We start from the raw sequence: 17,116 nt of genomic DNA, 5'->3' as shown, positions 1-17,116 counted from the left end.
TCAGCCCCTCCGGGTCGCCAGGGCCGTGGCGGCCGCACCGACCGCGGCGACCAGCAGGAAGCCGACCGTGATGCCGGTCCCCGGATCGGCGTCCAGGCCGGTCGCCAGCGAGTAGCTGCCCGCGCCGAGCAGCGAGCCCACGACGACCGCCGCCGTCTCGGCGAACGCGACGGCCCCGGCGACCGCGGCGACCCGCTCGGGGTCGAGGTCGTCGAAGGCCTGCGCCGACATCTGCGCGTAGGCGAGCCCGATGCCGAAGCCGGCGACGCCCCAGGCCGCGACGGCGAGGACCAGCGCCGCCGTCGGCCCGAGCAGCCCGGTCTGCGCCAGCGCCTCGGCGAGCAGCCCCAGGACCACCAGGAGCGTTCCCACGGTGCTCCGGTCGGGCCGGCGGCCGGCCGGCGCCGGGGGCAGCAGACCGGTGACCGACCACGCCACGAGCCCCGCGCCGAGCGCGACGGCGCCGGCGACCACGCCGCGCCCCAGCCCCTCGACGACGGCGACCGGGATCAGGCCGTCGCCGCCGAAGAACGCCGTGATGAGCCCGGCGAAGGAGAGGACGACGGCCGTCCGCCGCCGGCTGTCGGCGGTGGCCCGGGTGAGCACGCGCACGCCGGCGACGGCGGCCAGCAGCAGGCCCCCGGCCAGCAGCGGCACGCCCCAGCCGCCCCGCGTGGTCGCCGCCGAGGCCACCGCCAGGCCGGCCGCGACGAGCAGACCCGTGCCGAGGGAGGTCTCCCGCCGGCCGGACGGCGCGGGGATCAGCCCGGCGTCCCGGCCGATGAGCACCCGGGCCACCACGACCACCAGGACCGGCCAGGCCATCGCCCAGCGCCAGCCGGCCCACACCGCGATCGCCGCGTTCGCGGCCGGGCCGGCCAGCGAGGGCAGCAGCCACACCAGGGCGAACAGGGAGAGCACCCGGGGGCGGACGTCGTCCTCGAACAGCCCCCCGATCGCGCTGAGCCCGAACGCGGCGAGCAGGCCGCCGGCGAGGCCCCGCAGGATGCCGCCGGCGAGCAGCCAGCCCATCGCCGGCGCCGTCGCGGACACGGCGACGCCGGCGACGTAGAGGACCGTCGCGAGCACCAGGTTCTGCCGCGGTGGCAGCCGCGCCGTCACGCCGGGCCCGGCCGCCAGGACGACGATGCCGGTCAGGAAACCGGCGGACAGCGTCGCCCCGTAGAGCGCCCCGCCGTCGAGCTCGCGCGCCGCCAGCGGCAGCACCGTCGCGTACGCGATGCCCTGGACGGCCGCGGCGAACTCGGCCAGCAGGAGGGCGGCCAGCAGCCGTCCGCGGCGGCCGGCGAAGACGGCGCGGAGGCTGGTCCTCGACGTCGTCCCCTGCGCGCGCACGGCGACACCATGCGGAACCGCACCGTCACGCGCAAGCAGGCGCCCTGCTAGGCGGCCTGTTCCGCCGCGATCGGGGACAGCCGGACCAGCGAGATCCGCCGGGACACCCCGGCCTGGTAGTCGTCGTAGGTCGGGCACTTGGCCATGAGCGCGTCCCACAGCCGCTGCCGGTCGGCCTCGGCCACCCGGGTCGTGACGACCTCGGTGCGCCGCCCGCCGATCTCCGTGGCGCCACGCGGGTCGGCCTGCAGGTTCAGCCACCACTGCGGCTCGTGGTCGATGCCGCCGTTGGAGGCGGCCACCACGAGGTCCTCGCCGTCCCGGACGTAGAGCAGCGGGGTGGTGAAGGTCCGGCCAGAGCTGCGCCCGGTGTGGGTCAGCAGGACGACGTCGCCGCCGCGGAACGTCCGGACCAGCCGTCCGCCGGAGCGCCGGTGCATCGCGACGTGCAGCTTCGCGGCGTACTTGGTGACGACCGTGAGGACCCGGTCCTTCCGTGTCATCGGGCACCCCCGAAGATCCGCGCCTCGCGGCGGCCGAACCGGCGGGCCATGACGCGGGCGAGCAGCACGAGGGCCGGGTTCGCCCCGGGCATGCGGCCCAGCGCCTCGGTCGGGCAGCCCGACGCGACCCAGCCGATCACGGCGGGGATCTCGCGCGCGGTGTAGTCCTTGGAGAAGACCTCCTCGTCCAGCCGCGTCCAGTCCTCCGGCGTGAGGTGCTGCTGCACCAGGGTCATCCCGTCGCTCTCCTCGTGGGCCAGGTGCGCCAGGAGGGCGTCACGCAGCTCGGCGGCGGTGCGGGCCAGGCGGTCGCGGGTGGCCTCGTCGCCGGCGCCGCCGGCCAGCGTGCGCAGGTCCGCGGTGACCGACGCCAGCAGCGGGTCGATGACGGCGTGCTCGGCCTCCAGGGCGTCGAGCACGGTCCGGTCGGCGCCCCGCTCGGCCAGCAGCGGCCACAGGCCGACGTCCTCACCGTGGTGGTGCTTGTGCAGCACGGTGGCGAAGAGTGCGAAGCGGCGCTCGATCCGCCGCCACCGGTCGCGGTCGGACGCCGGCACGGCGGGGGCGGCCTCGGCGAAGAGGTTCAGGTCCCGCCGGAAGGCGCGGTGCATCAGGTACATGCCGGCCAGGTCGACCGGGCCCTCCGGTGCGGCGTGCTGACCCTCGAGCATCAGCTGGGTCGGGTGGGCGGTGGCGGCGGTCACGACGACTCTCCTTTGAGTGGATCGGTGCTCTAACGAATGGCGCGATGCTAGAGTGAAACCGTGACGGCGGGCAAGAGGGTCTACAACTCGCCGCTGCGGGCCGAGCAGGCGCAGCGGACGCGGGCGGCCGTGCTCGACGCGGCGGGGCGCTGCTTCCTCGGCAAGGGCTACGCGGCGACGACGATGAAGGACGTCGCCGCGGAGGCCGGGGTGTCGGTGCAGACGGTCTTCGGTCAGGGCAGCAAGGCGTCGCTGCTGCTCGCCTGCGTCGACCGGGCGGTCGTGGGCGACGACGAGGAGGCGCCCCTGGCGCAGCGTGCGCTGTTCGTCCGTCTGGTCGAGGCGCCGGACCGCGCGGGCAAGCTGGCAGCGGCGCGGGAGCTGGCCCTGCGCTATGTGCCGCTGACCGTGCCGATGATCCGGGTGTTCGCGGACGCGGCGGCCGGCGACGCCGAGATCGCCGAGGCGTGGGCGGAGTACGAGCGCCGCCGCCTGCAGGACAACCGGGTGCTGATCGGGTCGTTCGAGCCGTGGCTGCGCCCGGGGCTCGACGTCGAGCGGGCCACCGAGATCTTCTGGGGCCTGTTCTCCCACGAGCCGGTGCAGAACCTGATGGGCGTGCGGGGCTGGAGCCTCGAGGAGTACGCCGACTTCCTGGTCGACGCGGTGGACCGCTTGCTGCTGGACTGAGCCCATGGCGAAGTACCTGCTCAACGAGGCCGGCGTCGCCCACGCGCGCGAACTCATCGCCGCCCGGCGGTACGTGCTGCGCAGCGAGTGGGGGCGGGTGCAGCCCACCGCCGAGGACGAGAACGCCTACCTCGCCAACCACTCGTGGGAGGAGTACGGGGCCTGGCACCTCGCGCTCACCGAGGGCGCCAACGACGAGACCAAGGCGCGCTACGGCTTCGTCTACGGCGACTTCCGCCGCGTGCACCGGATGGGCATCATCGCCTGCCACTACCGCGCGGCGGAGTGGGGGCACAAGGAGATCGAGCTGGCCGCCCACGACCTGCTGCAGCTGCTCGACGCCACCCGCGCCTGACGTGGCCGACGTCGTCGAGATCCCGCTCTCCGGTGGCGCGCAGAGCACCGGCATCGTCCGGGTGGGGGCGACGGTCCGGCGGCCGCGGCACGGCCGGTCGGACGTCGTGCAGGCGCTGCTGCGGCACCTGGCCGACACGGGGTTCACCGGTGCACCGCGTCCGCTCGGCTACGACGAGCGGGGCCGCCAGGTGGTCAGCTGGATCGACGGCCACGTACCGCACCACCTGCCGGCGCTGCTGACCGACGCCCAGCTGATCAGCGTCACCGCCCTGGTCCGCGCGTTCCACGACGCCTCGGCGAGCTTTCCCGGGCTGGCGGACGGCGACGTGATGTGCCACGGCGACCTCGGGCCGCACAACACCGTCTTCCGCGGCGACGAGGCGGTCGGGCTCATCGACTGGGACGGCGCCGTGCACGCCGCGCCGTGGATCGTCGACTTCGCCCATGCGGTGTGGTGCTGCGCGGACCTGACCGAGTCCGCCGTCCCCGTGGCCGACCAGGCGCGCCGGCTGCGGCTGATGTGCGCCGGCTATCCCGGGATGACGCCGCGCGAGGCCATCGAGGAGCTCACCGCCCGCTTCCGGCGCGCGCGGGCCGACCATGCCGCGAACGGGCGGATCGGTGCGGTGGCGGTGTTCGAGGACCTGCTCCGGTGGATGCGGCTGCACGGTCCACGGCTCGTAGCCGCAGCCGAGGCGGGCGGCCCGGGCCGGTAGCGTCGGCGCCCGATGAGCGCCTTCACCCTGCTGTCCACCAGCGACACCGACCTCCTCTCCGCGCGGGCGAGCGGCGCCGACTGGCGGCTGGGCAACCCGGTCCGGCTCGACGAGGCCGGCATCGCGGCGCTGGTCGAGGGGGCGGCGCTGGTCGTCGTCCGGCTGCTCGGCGTGCGGCGGCAGTTCGAGGAGCTGCTCGCGCCGCTGCTGGCCGGCCCGGCGCCGGTCGTCGTCCTGGGGGGCGAGCAGCTGCCGGACGCCGAGCTGATGGAGCTGTCGACGGTCCCGATGGGCGTCGCTACCGAGGCGCACGCCTACCTGGCGCAGGGCGGCCCGACGAACCTGGTGCAGCTGCACCGCTTCCTCTCCGACACGGTGCTGCTCACCGGCGAGGGGTTCGAGCCGCCGGCGGTCGCGCCGGACTGGGGCGTGCTGGACCGGGCTTCGGCCGGCGCCGGCCCGCGGATCGCCGTCCTCTACTACCGGGCGCACCACCTGGCGGGGAACACCGCCTTCGTCGAGGCGCTGTGCGCGGCGATCGAGGAGGCCGGCGGCTCGCCGCTGCCGGTGTTCGTGAGCTCGCTGCGGTCCGTTCCGGACGACCTGCTCGACACGCTGCGCACCGCCGACGCGCTCGTGGTGACCGTGCTCGCCGCCGGCGGCTCGCGGCCGGCCACGGCGCAGGCCGGCGGGGACGACGGCGCCTGGGACGTCGGCCAGCTGGCGTCGCTCGACGTCCCGGTGATCCAGGGGTTGTGCCTGACCCGCTCCCGCGAGGAGTGGCTGGCCGACGACGACGGGCTCTCGCCGCTCGACGTCGGCAACCAGGTCGCCATCCCGGAGTTCGACGGCCGGCTGATCAGCGTGCCGTTCTCCTTCAAGGAGACCGACGCCGACGGGCTGACCTCCTACGTCGCCGATGCCGAGCGGGCCGTGCGGGTGGCCGGGACGGCGGTGGCACACGCCCGTCTCCGGCACACCCCGCCCGCGGACCGGCGGATCGTCGTGATGCTGTCGGCCTACCCGACCAAGCACGCGCGGATCGGCAACGCAGTCGGCCTGGACACCCCGGCGTCCGTCGTCCGGCTGCTGGCCGCGATGCACGGCGAGGGCTACGACATCGGCCCGTTCTCCGGCCCGGACGCGCTGCCCGGCGTCGCCGACCTGGACGGCGACGCGCTGGTGCACGCGCTGATCGCCGCCGGGGGCCAGGACGCCGACTGGCTCACGTCCGAGCAGCTGGCCGGGAACCCGGTGCGGATACCGGCGGCCTCCTACCGCGCCTTCTTCGACACGCTGCCGGCCGACCTGCGCGACGCGATGACGCAGCACTGGGGCGAGCCGCCGGGCTCGCTGTTCGTGGACGGCGACGAGATCGTCTTCGCCGCGCTCCGGGCGGGCAACGTCGTGGTGATGGTGCAGCCGCCGCGCGGCTTCGGCGAGAACCCGATCGCGATCTACCACGACCCCGACCTGCCGCCGTCGCACCACTACCTGGCCGCCTACTGGTGGCTGCGGTCGGAGTTCGGCGCGCACGCGGTCGTGCACGTGGGCAAGCACGGGAACATGGAGTGGCTGCCCGGCAAGACGGTCGGCCTCTCCGCCTCCTGCGCGCCCGACGCGGCGATCGGCGACCTGCCGCTGGTCTACCCGTTCCTGGTCAACGACCCGGGGGAGGGCTCGCAGGCCAAGCGGCGGGCGCACGCCACGCTGGTCGACCACATGGTGCCGCCGATGGCGCGCGCCGACTCCTACGGCGACATCGCCCGGCTGGAGCAGCTGCTCGACGAGCACGCCAACGTCGCGGCGATGGACCCGGCGAAGCTGCCCGCGGTGCGGGCGCAGATCTGGACGCTGATCCAGGCGGCCAAGCTCGACCACGACCTGGGGCTCAACGAGCGGCCGGAGGACGACCACTTCGACGAGATGGTCCTGCACGTCGACGGGTGGTTGTGCGAGATCAAGGACTCCCAGATCCGCGACGGCCTGCACGTGCTCGGCGTGCCACCGACCGGCTCCGACCGGGTCGACCTGGTGCTCGCCATGCTGCGGGCGCGGCAGATCTGGGGCGGCTCGGTCGCGCTGCCGGGGCTGCGCGAGGCGCTGGGCCTGCCCGAGGGGGCGGATCGCGCCACCACCGACGCCGTCGAGGCGGCGGCGCACGCGCTGGTGGCGGGGATGGAGTCGGCCGGCTGGACGGCGTCCGCCGTGCCGTCCGTCATGGCCGAGGCGCTGGGCCGGGACGACGACGCCGTGGCCGCCGTCCTGCGCTTCGCCGTCGACGAGGTGGTGCCGCGGCTGGAGCGGACCACCGACGAGCTCTCCGCCGTCCTGCACGCCCTGTCCGGGGGATACATCCCGGCCGGGCCGTCCGGCTCGCCGCTGCGCGGGCTGGTCAACGTGCTGCCGACCGGCCGGAACTTCTACTCGGTCGACCCGCGCGCGATCCCGTCGCGGCTGGCGTGGGAGACCGGGCAGGCGATGGCCGAGTCGCTGGTCGACCGCTACCGCGCGGACACGGGTGCCTATCCGGCGTCCGTGGGGTTGTCGGTGTGGGGGACGTCGGCGATGCGGACCTCCGGCGACGACGTCGCCGAGGTGCTCGCGCTGCTCGGCGTCCGCCCGCTGTGGGACGACGCCTCGCGGCGGGTGACCGGGCTCGAGCCCATCCCGCTCGACGAACTCGGCCGGCCGCGGATCGACGTCACCGTGCGGATCAGCGGCTTCTTCCGCGACGCGTTCCCGCACGTGGTGACCATGCTGGACGACGCGGTCACCCTGATCGCGGAACTCGACGAGCCGGCTTCGGACAACCTCGTGAGGGCTCACGTGGACGCCGACCTCGCCGTCCACGGCGACCGGCGGCGGGCGACCACCCGCGTGTTCGGCTCCAAGCCGGGGGCGTACGGGGCGGGGATCCTGCCGCTGATCGACTCGCGGAACTGGCGCGGGGACGCCGACCTCGCCGAGGTGTACGCGGTGTGGGGCGGCTACGCCTACGGCCGCGACCTCGACGGCGTCGCGGCGCGCCCGGACATGGAGGCGGCCTACCGGCGGATCGCGGTGGCGGCGAAGAACGTCGACACCCGTGAGCACGACATCGCCGACTCCGACGACTACTTCCAGTACCACGGCGGGATGGTGGCGACCGTGCGCGCGCTCACCGGGACGGCGCCGGCCGCCTACATCGGCGACTCGACCCGCCCGGAGTCGGTGCGCACGCGCTCGCTGACCGAGGAGACGTCGCGGGTCTTCCGGGCGCGGGTGGTGAACCCGAAGTGGCTGGCCGCGATGCGCCGGCACGGCTACAAGGGCGCCTTCGAGCTCGCCGCGACGGTCGACTACCTGTTCGGCTACGACGCGACGACCGGCGTGGTCGACGACTGGATGTACGAGAAGCTCACGCAGACCTACGTCCTCGACCCGGAGAACCGGGAGTTCCTGGAGCGGGCCAACCCCTGGGCGCTGCACGGGATCGCCGAGCGGCTGCTCGAGGCGGCGGACCGTCGCATGTGGGCCGCGCCGGACCCGGCGCTCCTGGCCCAGCTGCAGCAGGCGTACCTGGACACCGAGGGCGACCTGGAGGGCGGCGAGACTCCCGCGGGTGCTCGCGCCTGAGTGCGGAGCGTGCCGCCACGCCGAAGAGTGTCGGCGGGGTGGCGTCCGGACCCGTTCCTTGGGCACCGGACGCCCATGGGACTCATGCAGAAGATCCTCGGTTCCGCCGACCCCGCGACCGGGCGCCGCACGTCTGCCGATCCGCGCATGAAGGGTGCCGGCCGGGGCCGCACCACGCGCGCGACCAGGGGCAAGGTCCCGCCCGGCCGCTCCACGCCGTCCGTCGGCTGGGGACTGCGCAGCAAGCGCCAGCCCCCGAAGTCCGGACTGCAGCGGCTGATCTCCTCGGTGACCGGCCGTCGCTGATTCGGCGGTACATGGCGCTCGTCATAGCGGTCTGTCACCCGATCGGGGCACCCTGTAATCGTGAGAAGCAAGTACATGACCGGCGCCAAGCGCATCGTGGCGGTCGGCGCCTCGTCCGCCGTGGGCGTGCGCGGTGACGACAAGCCCGCGGGCGTGGCCCACGCCGTGACCCGCCTGTTCCGCAAGGACGAGGACGTCGCCCTCTGCGGCACGAACGTGATCGCGCTGCCGCAGAGGGACTGGGCCGAGCCCACCGTCGGCGTGCTGCGCTGCCGGACCTGCGAGGAACTGGCCTCCTGAACCCGATCAGGTGAGGACGGCGGCGGCCACCAGCAGCGTGGCCGCCGCCGCCACCTCACCCATCGCCCCCATGACGTCGCCGGTGACCCCGCCGAGTCGGGTGGTCGCGCGTGCCCGCAGCAGCTCCGCGGCGAGCAGCCCGGCGACGGCGGCGGCGATCAGCATCGCGGCGTCGGCCGGCCCGCTGACCAGCCACTGGGCGGCGCCGGCCAGCGCGACCGCCGCCGCGATGCACCCGGCCAGCCAGCCGGGGGAGACCGTGCCGGCGACCGCACGGCCGAGCGAGGAGCCGGAGGCCGTCGGCGTTCCCGGCAGGCCGGTGCGCGCCATGGCCAGCCGCGCCGTGACGACGGCGGTGACCGGCGCCGCCCACTGACCGGGCAGCAGCACGGTCAGGCAGGCGACCTGCAGCAGCACCGTGAGCAGCACGGTGAGCACCCCGAACGGGCCGATGTCACTCTGGCGCATCACCTCCAGCGCGCGCTCCCGGCCGCGCAGCGGGCCCAGCCCGTCGGCGGTGTCGGCGAGGCCGTCCAGGTGCAGTCCGCGCGTCAGAGCGGCGAGGACGGCGACGGTCAGGACCGCCCCGGCGAAGGGCGAGACCAGCCGTGCGCCGAGGACGCCGATCCCCGTGGCGACCGCCCCGAGGACCAGCCCCACCAGGGGCGCCCACGGCAGCACGCCGCGGGTGCTCGCCGCTGCTCCGGCCGGCACCCGCAGCACGGTCAGCAGCGCGGCGGACTCCAGCGGGCCGGTCCACCTCATCGCAGCCGCTGCGGCAGGCCGGCCACGACGAACCAGACCTCGTCCGCGGTGCCGGCCAGCCGCTGGTTGACCTCGCCCAGCGTGTCGCGGAACAGCCGGCCCGACCGCGTCTCGGGCACGACGCCGAGTCCCACCTCGTCGCTGACCGCCACCACGTGCGCCGGTGTCATCGCCCACGCGTTGACCAGCGCGTCGCAGCGGCCGGCCAGCCGGTCGAGCGCGCCGGGCTCGTCGGCCCAGACCCCGGTCTCGTCCATCAGCGCCGCGACCCAGGTGGTCACGCTGTCGACCAGGATCGTGCCGCCGCGCAGCAACTCGGAGGGGGCGGTCGTCTCGACCGTCGTCCAGCCGGCCGGACGGCGGGCGCGGTGCGCGGCGACCCGCGCGGCCCAGTCGGCGTCGTCGTCCGCGCGGACCGAGGTGGCCAGGTAGGTGACGTCGGGCACGCCGGTGAGCAGCGACTCGGCGTGCGCCGACTTGCCCGACCGGCTGCCGCCGAGGACCAGGACCCTGCTCACAACCCCAGCCTGGTGACCGTGCCGTTGTGCGGGGTGACCGCCGGCATCGCCTCCGGCCCGAGGCCGGCCGCGACCGCCTGGGCCGCGCGGATGGTGTCGCCGTGCGTGACCAGGGCGACGACCTCCGCGGGGGGCCGCTCCCGCAGATCGCGCAGGTAGTCCGCCACGCGGGCGTGCAGCGCGGCGAGGCTCTCGCCGCCCTCGGCCGACCAGTGCGGATCGGTCCAGTCGACGACGTCCCACAGTTCCCGCGACGGGCGGCCCTCGAGGACGCCGTAGCCCTGCTCGCGCAGCGCCGGCGTGGTGGTCACCGGCAGGCCGGTGGCCCGGGCGCAGTGCTCGGCGGTCTGCACGGCCCGGTGCAGGTCGCTGGAGATCAGGGCCCCGGGGCGCAGCGCCGCCAGCTCGCGTGCGGCGGCCGCCGCCTGCTGGTGCCCCAGCGCGGTCAGCGGCACGTGCGCCGTCTGCCCCTGCATCCGGCCGGCGGCGTTCCACTCGCTCTGCCCGTGGCGGACGAGCAGCAGGGTCAGCGGGCCGGTCATCGTGCTCGGAGCGTAGGCGAGGGCGCAGTGCAGGCGTGCGCCCGCGTTTCGTACCGTCGTCCCCGTGACCATCCCCGTCCGGCCCGGTGCCGCCCGGTCCGCCGACCGACCGAGCGGGCGGGACCCGCTGGCCCACCTGCTGGAGCTCCCTGGCGTGACGCAGGCCGCCGGCTCGGCGCGGACCGCGATCGACCGGCTGCTCGCGCACCGGCTCATGCGCAACCGCTCTGCCGAGGTCAGCACCGAGTCGGCGCTGCGCGGCGCCCGCGCCTCGGCCGCGCTCGACGGTGTGGACGTGCCGCTGGCGGAGCTGCGGGCCGGTGCGGTCGACGACCCGGTCGTGCAGGGCTCGCTGCGGGTCTCGGTCGCGCTGGGCTCGATGGTCGAGACGTGGCCGCGGGCGCCGGGGCAGGTGCTGGCGCGGCTGCACGTGCTCGCCGCCGCCGACCTCGTCGACCGTGCGGCCCTGGGCCGGCCCACCGCGCACGCCGGCCCGCGGCTGGCCGGGCTCTTCGGGCTGGTCACCGTGCAGACGACGGTTCCGGCGGTGCTGGTCGCCGCCCTCGTGCACGGCGAGCTGGCGGCGATGGCGCCGTTCGGTTCCGCCGACGGCGTCGTCGCCCGGGCCGCCGCCCGGCTGACCGGTATCACCCGAGGCCTGGACCCCAAGGCGGTGTCGGCGCCGGAGGTGGGCTTCGCCGAGCTCGGCCGTGAGGCCTACACCGCGGCCCTCGCCGGCTACGCGTCGGGTGAGCCCGACGGGCTGGCCGGCTGGCTGGTGCACTGCTGCCGGGCGACCGAGCACGGCGCGGTCGAGGGCCTGGCCATCGCCGAGGCGATCCTGCGCGGCTGAGGGATGCCATCGTCGGCCTCCGGCCGACACCGCGGCCAGGTGCCGTCGCGGCCACCGGCCGCCACTCCTCGGGACCGGCACACTGCAGGAATGCGGTACCTCGAGGTCGACGGGCTGGGCCCGGTCAGCCGGATCGGGCTGGGCACCTGGCAGTTCGGTTCCCGCGAGTGGGGCTACGGCGACAGCTACGCCGAGCGCGGCGCCACGGAGATCGTCCGCCGCGCCCGGGAACTCGGCGTGACGCTGTTCGACACCGCCGAGATCTACGCCTTCGGCCGCAGCGAGCGGATCCTCGGGGAGGCCCTCGCCGACGATCGCGGCGAGGTCGTCGTCGCCAGCAAGATCTTCCCGGTTGCGCCGTTCCCACCGGTGGTCCGGCAGCGGTGGGCGGGCAGCGCCCGGCGGCTGGGCCTGGACCGCATCCCGCTCTACCAGGTGCACCAGCCCAATCCACTGATCCGCGACTCGGTGACCATGCCGGGCATGCGGGACCTGCTCGACGCCGGCCGCATCGGCGCCGCGGGCGTCTCCAACTACTCGCTGGCGCGCTGGCGGGCGGCCGACGCGGCGCTCGGTAGGCCGGTGATCAGCAACCAGGTCCAGTTCTCGCTGGCCACCGCGCGGCCGCTCGACGACCTGGTGCCCTTCGCCGAGCGAGAGGGCCGCGTCGTCATCGCCTACAGCCCGCTGGCGCAGGGACTGCTCGGCGGCCGGTACTCCGCGGGCAACCGGCCGGGCGGCGTCCGGGCGGCCAACCCGCTCTTCGGCACCGAGAACCTCCGCCGGGCGCAGCCGCTGCTCGACGTCCTGCGCGAGGTGGCCGCGGCGCACGCGGCCAAGCCCGCGCAGATCGCGCTGGCGTGGCTGCTCGGCCTGCCGCGGGTCGTGGTGATCCCCGGCGCGTCGAGCGTCGAGCAGATGGAGTCCAACGCGGCCGCGGCCGACATCGCCCTGGCCGACGACGAGCAGGCCGCGCTGACCGCGGCCGCGCGGTCGTTCTCGCCTGTCTCGAGAGTCCGCTCGCTCGTCGACGGCGTCCGGGAGCGGCTGGGCGTCTGACCTCAGCGTGGGATGAGCGTGTAGCCGGTCTGCGCCGCGAGCGCGAGGGCCGGCCACGGCGCTGAACGCTGCCGTCAGGCGCCGCGGCGGCGCCAGCGGCCGGGCAGGGGACCCGGCTCCGCGGTCGGCGCCAGGTGCCGCAGCGCCCGGTGCCGGGCGTACCAGGCCAACCCGACCACGGCCGCCCCCACGCCCACCGCGGCGCCGGTCACGACCGGCGCGGGGGGCACCGAGAACCGGGCCCGCATCGACACCGGCCGGCTGAACTCCAGCACCGGCCAGCCGCGCTCGAGCGCCGCCCGGCGCAGGCCCTTGTCGGGGTTGACCGCGGTCGGGTGGCCGACGGCCGACAGCATCGGCAGATCGGTGATCGAGTCGCTGTAGGCGTAGCAGTCGGCCAGGTCGTAGCCGCCCTCGGCCGCGACGTCCCGCAGCGCCGCCGCCTTGTTCTCGCCGTAGGCGTAGAAGTCGATCTCGCCGGTGTAGCGGCCCTCCACGGTCACCATGCGGGTCGCCACGACGCGGTCGGCACCGAGGAGCGCGCCGATCGGCTCGACCACCTCCGCGCCGCTGCTCGAGACGATCACGATCTCCCGGCCCGCCGCCTTGTGCTCCTCGATCAGGTCGGCGGCCTCGGCGTAGATCAGCGGGTCGACGATGTCGTGCAGCGTCTCGCCCACGATGTCGTGCACCGTCGCGACGTCCCAGCCCGTGCAGAGGGCGGTGATCTGCGCCCGCAGGCGCTCCATCTGCTGGGCATCGGCGCCCTGCAGGGAGAAGACGAACTGCGCGTAGGCAGCCTTGAGGACGGCGCGGCGGTTGATCAGCCCACCGTGGAAGAACGGTCGTCCGAAGGCCAGGGTGCTGGACTTGGCGATGACCGTCTTGTCGAGGTCGAAGAACGCCGCAGCGCGGGTCACAAGGCACGACTGTAAGTGGATCCGCAGATTGTGACGTGGGTCGCGCGCCGTCCACACCCGAACGAGTCATCCACAGATCCCGGCGGCCGCTGGCAGATGTTGCCCGCACCGCCGTGGGGTGGATCCGTGCCCCTCGCCACGTCCCGTCCGTCCCCGCCCGTGTCCCGCTCCGCCCGGCCGCTCGTCGTGAGCGCCGACGAGGCGCTCGTCGACGACCTCCTGCGGCTGCTCGCCGCGGCCGGCGCCGAGGCCGAGCTCGCCACCGGCGGGCCGGCGCTGCGCCGCGCGCACCGCGTCGCCCCGCTGGTCCTGGTCGGCGCCGACGTCCTCCCCACCGCCGCCGTGCAGGCGCTGCCGCGGCGACCGGGAGTGGTGGTCGTCTCCCGTGCCGAGCTGCCCACCGCCGACTGGGCGACGGCGGTGGAGCTCGGCGCGGAGCGGGTGGCGCTGCTGCCGGCCGACGAGGCGTGGGTGCTGTCGCGGTGCGCGGCGGCGGTGCGCTCGCCAGTGGAGCGCGGCTGGCTGGTGGCCGTGGGCGGCAGCTGCGGCGGCGCGGGCGCCAGCACGGTCGCGGCCGCTCTGGCCCTGGCCGCGGCGCCCGGGTCCCTGCTCGTCGACGGCGACGCGGGCGGCGGTGGCCTCGACCTGCTGCTGGGCGCGGAGCACGCGGAAGGGCTGCGCTGGCCCGAGCTGACCGGGCTGCGCGGGCGGGTGGCCGGCGACGCCCTGCTCGCGTCACTGCCGGAGACGGACGGCGTGCACGTGCTCGCCGCCTCGCGGGACACGGTGGTTCCGCTGCCGTCGGAGGCGCTGACCGCGGTCGCCCTCGCCGGCCGTGCGGCCGGCGCGCCCGTCGTCGTCGACCTGCCGCGCGGCGATCCGGCCCTCGCCGAGGCGGTGCTGGCCGAGGCCGACCTCGCGGTCCTCGTCGTCCCCGCGCGGCTGCGCGCGGCGTCGGCCGCCCGGCTGCTGCTGGCGCCCAGGGCGCCGTGGTCCGCGGCGGTCGTGGTGGTGCGGCCGGTGCCCGGCGGCCTGTCCCGCGAGGACGTCGCCGACGCCATCGGCCGCCCGGTGCTCGCCGAGCTCGGCCACGACCGGGCGGCCGTGCCGCGGGGGGAACGGGGTGAGCCGCCGCTGGTGTCGGCACGCGCGCCGCTCGGTGTCCTGGCCCGGCGGCTGCTGGCGCAGCTGCCCCGCCGCGGGGAGGTGGTGGCGTGACGGGGCTGCCGCTGCTCGAGCGGGTCCGGGCCCGCTTGGCGACCGAGGCGGGGATCCCGACGCGGGCCGCCGTCGCCGCGCTGGTGCACGAGGAGGCCGCGGGCCTGCTCGGTGAGGACGACGTGCTGCGCGCGGTCCGGGACGCGGTGGACGAGCTGGCCGGCGCCGGGCCGCTGGAGCCGCTGCTCCGGCTGCCCGGGGTCACCGACGTGCTGGTCAACGGGCCCGACGAGGTCTGGCTCGACCGCGGCGCCGGGCTGGAGCGCGCCCCGCTGCGGTTCCCGGACGACGCCGCCGTCCGCCGGCTCGCCGTCCGGCTGGCGGCCGCGGCCGGGCGCCGGCTCGACGACGCGGCGCCGTGGGTGGACGCCGGCCTGCCCGACGGCACGCGGTTGCACGCCGTCCTGCCCCCGGTCTCGGGCAGCGGCACCTGCCTGTCGCTGCGGGTGCTCCGCCGGGCGACGCCGGACCTCGCCGCGCTCGCCGGGGCGGGGGCGTTCCCGGCCGGGAGCGAGCGGCTGCTGCGCGCGCTGGTCGCCCGGCGGCATGCCTTCCTGGTCACCGGGGGCACCGGCGCCGGGAAGACGACCCTGCTCTCCGCGCTGCTCGGCCTGGTGGACCCGGCGGAGCGGATGGTGCTCTGCGAGGACGCGGCCGAGCTCAGCCCGGCCCATCCGCACGTCGTCCGCCTGCTCAGCCGGCCGCCCAACGTCGAGGGCGCAGGCCTGGTGACGCTGCGCGACCTGGTCCGGCAGGCGCTGCGCATGCGCCCGGACCGGCTGGTGGTCGGTGAGGTCAGGGGCGCGGAGGTGACCGACCTGCTGGCCGCCCTGAACACCGGCCACGACGGCGGCTGCGGCACGCTGCACGCCAACCGGCCGGCCGAGGTCCCGGCCCGGCTGGAGGCCCTGGGCGTGGCGGCGGGGCTGGACCGGGCGGCCGTGCACAGCCAGGCCGCGGCCGGGCTGTCGGTCGTCGTGCACGTCCGGCGGACGCCGGCCGGCCGGCGGGTGGACGAGATCGGCCTGGTCCGCCGCGCCGGCGACCGGGTGGTCGTCGAGCCGGGCTGGCGCGCCGACGGCAGCGCGTGCCCTGCCGGGGAGGCGCTGCGCATCCTGCTGTCCGAGGACGGCGACCGGTGACCGCCGCCCTGCTCTGCCTGGCCGCGGGGATCCTCGCGTGGCCCGAGCCCGCGGCCCTGCGCCGGGCGCGGCTGTCCCCGGTCCGGCGCCGTCTGCCCACGCCGCCGGCGCTCGGTCCCGTGGGCGGGCCGGCGCTCGCGGCCGGTGCCGCAGCGGCCCTCGCGGCCGCGGCGAGCACCCCGCTGGTCGCCGTCCTGGCCGCCTGCTGCGCCGGACTGGCGGCCCGAGCCTGGGGAGGCCGCCGGCGGGGTGCCCGGGAGGACGCCCGCGCGGGCGCGGTGACGGAGTTGCTCGGGGTGCTCGCTGCGGAGCTGCGCAGCGGGATGCCGCCGGAGATCGCCGCGGCGGCGGCCGCCCGCTCCGGCGGGGACGAGGAGCTGGGCCGCGCGCTGCTGCGCACGGTGCGGGCGACCGACCCTCCGACCGCCCGCCCCCGCGCCGGCCCGGTGGACGAGGCGCTGGACCGGCTGGCGGCGGCCGTCCGGCTCAGCGCACGGACCGGTGCCTCGCTGGCCGACGTCGTCACGGCGGTGGAGGACGACCTGCGTGCCCGGCAGCGGCACCGCCTCGAGCTGCGCTCGGCGGTCGCGGCCCCGCGGGCGAGCGCCGCGCTGCTGGCGGGACTACCGGTGGTCGGCCTCGCCATGGGCAGCGGTGTCGGCGCCGACCCCTGGCACGTGCTGACGGCGACCGCGACGGGGCAGGTCCTGCTCGTCGCCGGCGTGGGCCTGGAGATCGCCGGCGTGACGTGGTCGCGCCGGCTCGTGGCGCGGGCGACGCGGGGCGCCGCGCCGGCCGGCCGATGAGCGGGAGCTGGCCGGCGCTGCTCGCGCTGGCCGCCGCGGTGGCCGTGTGGTCGCCGGCCGGAGCGCGGACCGCCGCGCGGGTGCGGGCCCTGGCGGCGGTGGCGCCGCGGGGGAGAAGGCCCGGCCGTGTGCCGGCGGCCGGTGCGCCCTGGCAGCGCCGGCTGCTCGCGGGTGCCGCGGGCTGCGCCGTGGGCCTGCTGGTCGGCGGGACGGCCGGTGCGGTGGCCGCTGTCGTGGTCGGGCTCGCCGGCGAGCGCGTGCTGCGCGGGGACCGTGCCGAGGACCGGAACCGCGGGCCCGCGCTCGAGCGGGAGCTGCCCGCCGCCGCGGACCTGCTCGCGGTCTGCCTCGCCGCCGGGATGCCGGTGTCCGCAGCGGTGGGCGCCGTGGCCGAGGCCGTCGGGGAGCCGCTGGCCGGGGTGCTGCGCGGTGTCACCGGGCTCTACCGGCTGGGTGCGGAGCCGCGACGTGCCTGGTCCGGCGTCCCGGCCGAGGTGGTGCCGCTCGGCAGGGTGCTGGTGCGGGCGGGGGAGTCCGGGTCGGCGGTCGGGTCCGCGCTGCGGGCTCTCGCGGCCGACGGGCGGGCCGTCGCCCGCGGCCGGATCGAGGCCGACGTCCGCAGGGCGGGCGTGTGGGTGCTGGCGCCGCTGGGCCTGTGCTTCCTGCCGGCGTTCGTCTGCCTCGGCGTGGTGCCCCTGGTCCTCGGGATCGCCGGGCAGGTGTTCCGGTGACCCGGCCGTCCA

At 76.5% G+C, this 17,116-nt stretch carries 19 protein-coding genes; 12 read left to right on the top strand and 7 right to left on the bottom strand.

Going from position 1 to position 17,116, the window contains the following annotated elements:
* The 3 genes from ACWIYF_RS25800 to ACWIYF_RS25790 are packed head-to-tail and all read right to left on the bottom strand — an operon-like array spanning nucleotide 1 to nucleotide 2,563.
* Complete coding sequence (locus tag ACWIYF_RS25800) at nucleotides 1-1,356, bottom strand: MFS transporter (RefSeq protein WP_448625678.1); 1,356 nt, start codon at nucleotides 1,354-1,356, stop codon at nucleotides 1-3.
* Nucleotides 1,357-1,403: 47 nt separating this feature from the next.
* Nucleotides 1,404-1,859, bottom strand: a complete 456-nt coding sequence (locus ACWIYF_RS25795; RefSeq protein WP_448625677.1) for a nitroreductase/quinone reductase family protein — start codon at nucleotides 1,857-1,859, stop codon at nucleotides 1,404-1,406.
* Nucleotides 1,856-2,563, bottom strand: coding sequence for a hemerythrin domain-containing protein (locus ACWIYF_RS25790; protein WP_448625676.1), 708 nt, complete (start codon nucleotides 2,561-2,563; stop codon nucleotides 1,856-1,858). The genes ACWIYF_RS25795 and ACWIYF_RS25790 overlap by 4 nt, the downstream gene beginning before the upstream one ends.
* Nucleotides 2,564-2,623: 60 nt before the next feature.
* Here ACWIYF_RS25790 and ACWIYF_RS25785 point away from each other — a divergent pair, with 60 nt between their 5' ends.
* The 6 genes from ACWIYF_RS25785 (at nucleotide 2,624) to ACWIYF_RS25760 (ending at nucleotide 8,550) form a co-directional block, all read left to right on the top strand.
* A complete protein-coding gene (locus tag ACWIYF_RS25785; RefSeq protein ID WP_448625675.1) occupies nucleotides 2,624-3,253 on the top strand; it encodes a TetR/AcrR family transcriptional regulator in 630 nt (209 codons plus the stop codon).
* Between the two features lie 4 nt (nucleotides 3,254-3,257).
* The gene (locus tag ACWIYF_RS25780) at nucleotides 3,258-3,608 is read left to right on the top strand and encodes a hypothetical protein (RefSeq protein ID WP_448625674.1); all 351 of its coding nucleotides are present in this window, start codon (nucleotides 3,258-3,260) and stop codon (nucleotides 3,606-3,608) included.
* A gap of 1 nt (nucleotide 3,609) precedes the next feature.
* A complete protein-coding gene (locus ACWIYF_RS25775) occupies nucleotides 3,610-4,326 on the top strand; it encodes a phosphotransferase (RefSeq protein WP_448625673.1) in 717 nt (238 codons plus the stop codon).
* 12 nt (nucleotides 4,327-4,338) lie between these two features.
* Nucleotides 4,339-7,944, top strand: a complete 3,606-nt coding sequence (cobN, locus tag ACWIYF_RS25770; protein ID WP_448625672.1) for a cobaltochelatase subunit CobN — start codon at nucleotides 4,339-4,341, stop codon at nucleotides 7,942-7,944.
* Nucleotides 7,945-8,019: 75 nt separating this feature from the next.
* Nucleotides 8,020-8,250, top strand: a complete 231-nt coding sequence (locus tag ACWIYF_RS25765) for a hypothetical protein (protein ID WP_448625671.1) — start codon at nucleotides 8,020-8,022, stop codon at nucleotides 8,248-8,250.
* A 60-nt stretch (nucleotides 8,251-8,310) separates the two neighbouring features.
* On the top strand, nucleotides 8,311-8,550 hold the full coding sequence (locus ACWIYF_RS25760; RefSeq protein WP_448625670.1) for a hypothetical protein: 240 nt from the start codon (nucleotides 8,311-8,313) through the stop codon (nucleotides 8,548-8,550).
* Nucleotides 8,551-8,556: 6 nt separating this feature from the next.
* Here ACWIYF_RS25760 and ACWIYF_RS25755 read toward each other — a convergent pair whose 3' ends face one another.
* The 3 genes from ACWIYF_RS25755 to ACWIYF_RS25745 are packed head-to-tail and all read right to left on the bottom strand — an operon-like array spanning nucleotide 8,557 to nucleotide 10,375.
* A complete protein-coding gene (locus ACWIYF_RS25755; protein WP_448625669.1) occupies nucleotides 8,557-9,315 on the bottom strand; it encodes an adenosylcobinamide-GDP ribazoletransferase in 759 nt (252 codons plus the stop codon).
* Nucleotides 9,312-9,833 (bottom strand): bifunctional adenosylcobinamide kinase/adenosylcobinamide-phosphate guanylyltransferase, encoded by a 522-nt coding sequence (gene cobU, locus ACWIYF_RS25750; protein ID WP_448625668.1) that lies wholly within the window; start codon nucleotides 9,831-9,833, stop codon nucleotides 9,312-9,314. Before cobU ends, ACWIYF_RS25755 begins: the two co-directional genes overlap by 4 nt.
* A complete protein-coding gene (locus tag ACWIYF_RS25745) occupies nucleotides 9,830-10,375 on the bottom strand; it encodes a histidine phosphatase family protein (protein ID WP_448625667.1) in 546 nt (181 codons plus the stop codon). Before ACWIYF_RS25745 ends, cobU begins: the two co-directional genes overlap by 4 nt.
* 64 nt (nucleotides 10,376-10,439) lie before the next feature.
* Between ACWIYF_RS25745 and ACWIYF_RS25740 the strand changes: the two genes are divergently transcribed.
* Together ACWIYF_RS25740 and ACWIYF_RS25735 are read left to right on the top strand one after the other, a co-directional pair.
* Nucleotides 10,440-11,228 carry an oxidoreductase gene (locus ACWIYF_RS25740; protein ID WP_448625666.1) on the top strand — a complete coding sequence of 263 codons (789 nt, stop codon included), beginning with the start codon at nucleotides 10,440-10,442 and terminating at the stop codon, nucleotides 11,226-11,228.
* 90 nt (nucleotides 11,229-11,318) lie between these two features.
* Nucleotides 11,319-12,287, top strand: coding sequence for an aldo/keto reductase (locus ACWIYF_RS25735; RefSeq protein ID WP_448625665.1), 969 nt, complete (start codon nucleotides 11,319-11,321; stop codon nucleotides 12,285-12,287).
* Nucleotides 12,288-12,361: 74 nt separating this feature from the next.
* On the opposite strand, the gene ACWIYF_RS25730 is transcribed toward ACWIYF_RS25735, so the two are convergent.
* Nucleotides 12,362-13,207 (bottom strand): HAD family hydrolase, encoded by an 846-nt coding sequence (locus ACWIYF_RS25730; RefSeq protein WP_448625664.1) that lies wholly within the window; start codon nucleotides 13,205-13,207, stop codon nucleotides 12,362-12,364.
* 126 nt (nucleotides 13,208-13,333) lie between these two features.
* On the opposite strand from ACWIYF_RS25730, the gene ssd reads away from it, so the two are divergent.
* Genes ssd through ACWIYF_RS25710 form a run of 4 tightly spaced genes read left to right on the top strand, consistent with a single transcriptional unit; the run spans nucleotide 13,334 to nucleotide 17,104 of the window.
* A complete protein-coding gene (gene ssd, locus ACWIYF_RS25725) occupies nucleotides 13,334-14,425 on the top strand; it encodes a septum site-determining protein Ssd (RefSeq protein WP_448625663.1) in 1,092 nt (363 codons plus the stop codon).
* A complete protein-coding gene (locus ACWIYF_RS25720) occupies nucleotides 14,422-15,567 on the top strand; it encodes a TadA family conjugal transfer-associated ATPase (protein ID WP_448625662.1) in 1,146 nt (381 codons plus the stop codon). Before ssd ends, ACWIYF_RS25720 begins: the two co-directional genes overlap by 4 nt.
* Nucleotides 15,564-16,373, top strand: coding sequence for a type II secretion system F family protein (locus tag ACWIYF_RS25715; protein ID WP_448625661.1), 810 nt, complete (start codon nucleotides 15,564-15,566; stop codon nucleotides 16,371-16,373). The genes ACWIYF_RS25720 and ACWIYF_RS25715 overlap by 4 nt, the downstream gene beginning before the upstream one ends.
* Nucleotides 16,370-17,104, top strand: a complete 735-nt coding sequence (locus ACWIYF_RS25710) for a type II secretion system F family protein (RefSeq protein ID WP_448625660.1) — start codon at nucleotides 16,370-16,372, stop codon at nucleotides 17,102-17,104. The genes ACWIYF_RS25715 and ACWIYF_RS25710 overlap by 4 nt, the downstream gene beginning before the upstream one ends.
* The last annotated feature ends 12 nt before the right edge of the window (nucleotides 17,105-17,116 follow it).

This window comes from Geodermatophilus sp. URMC 64 (genome assembly GCF_053502555.1).
Note: the sequence above shows the minus strand (reverse complement) of the source record. Positions and strands in the feature narration are given on the sequence as shown.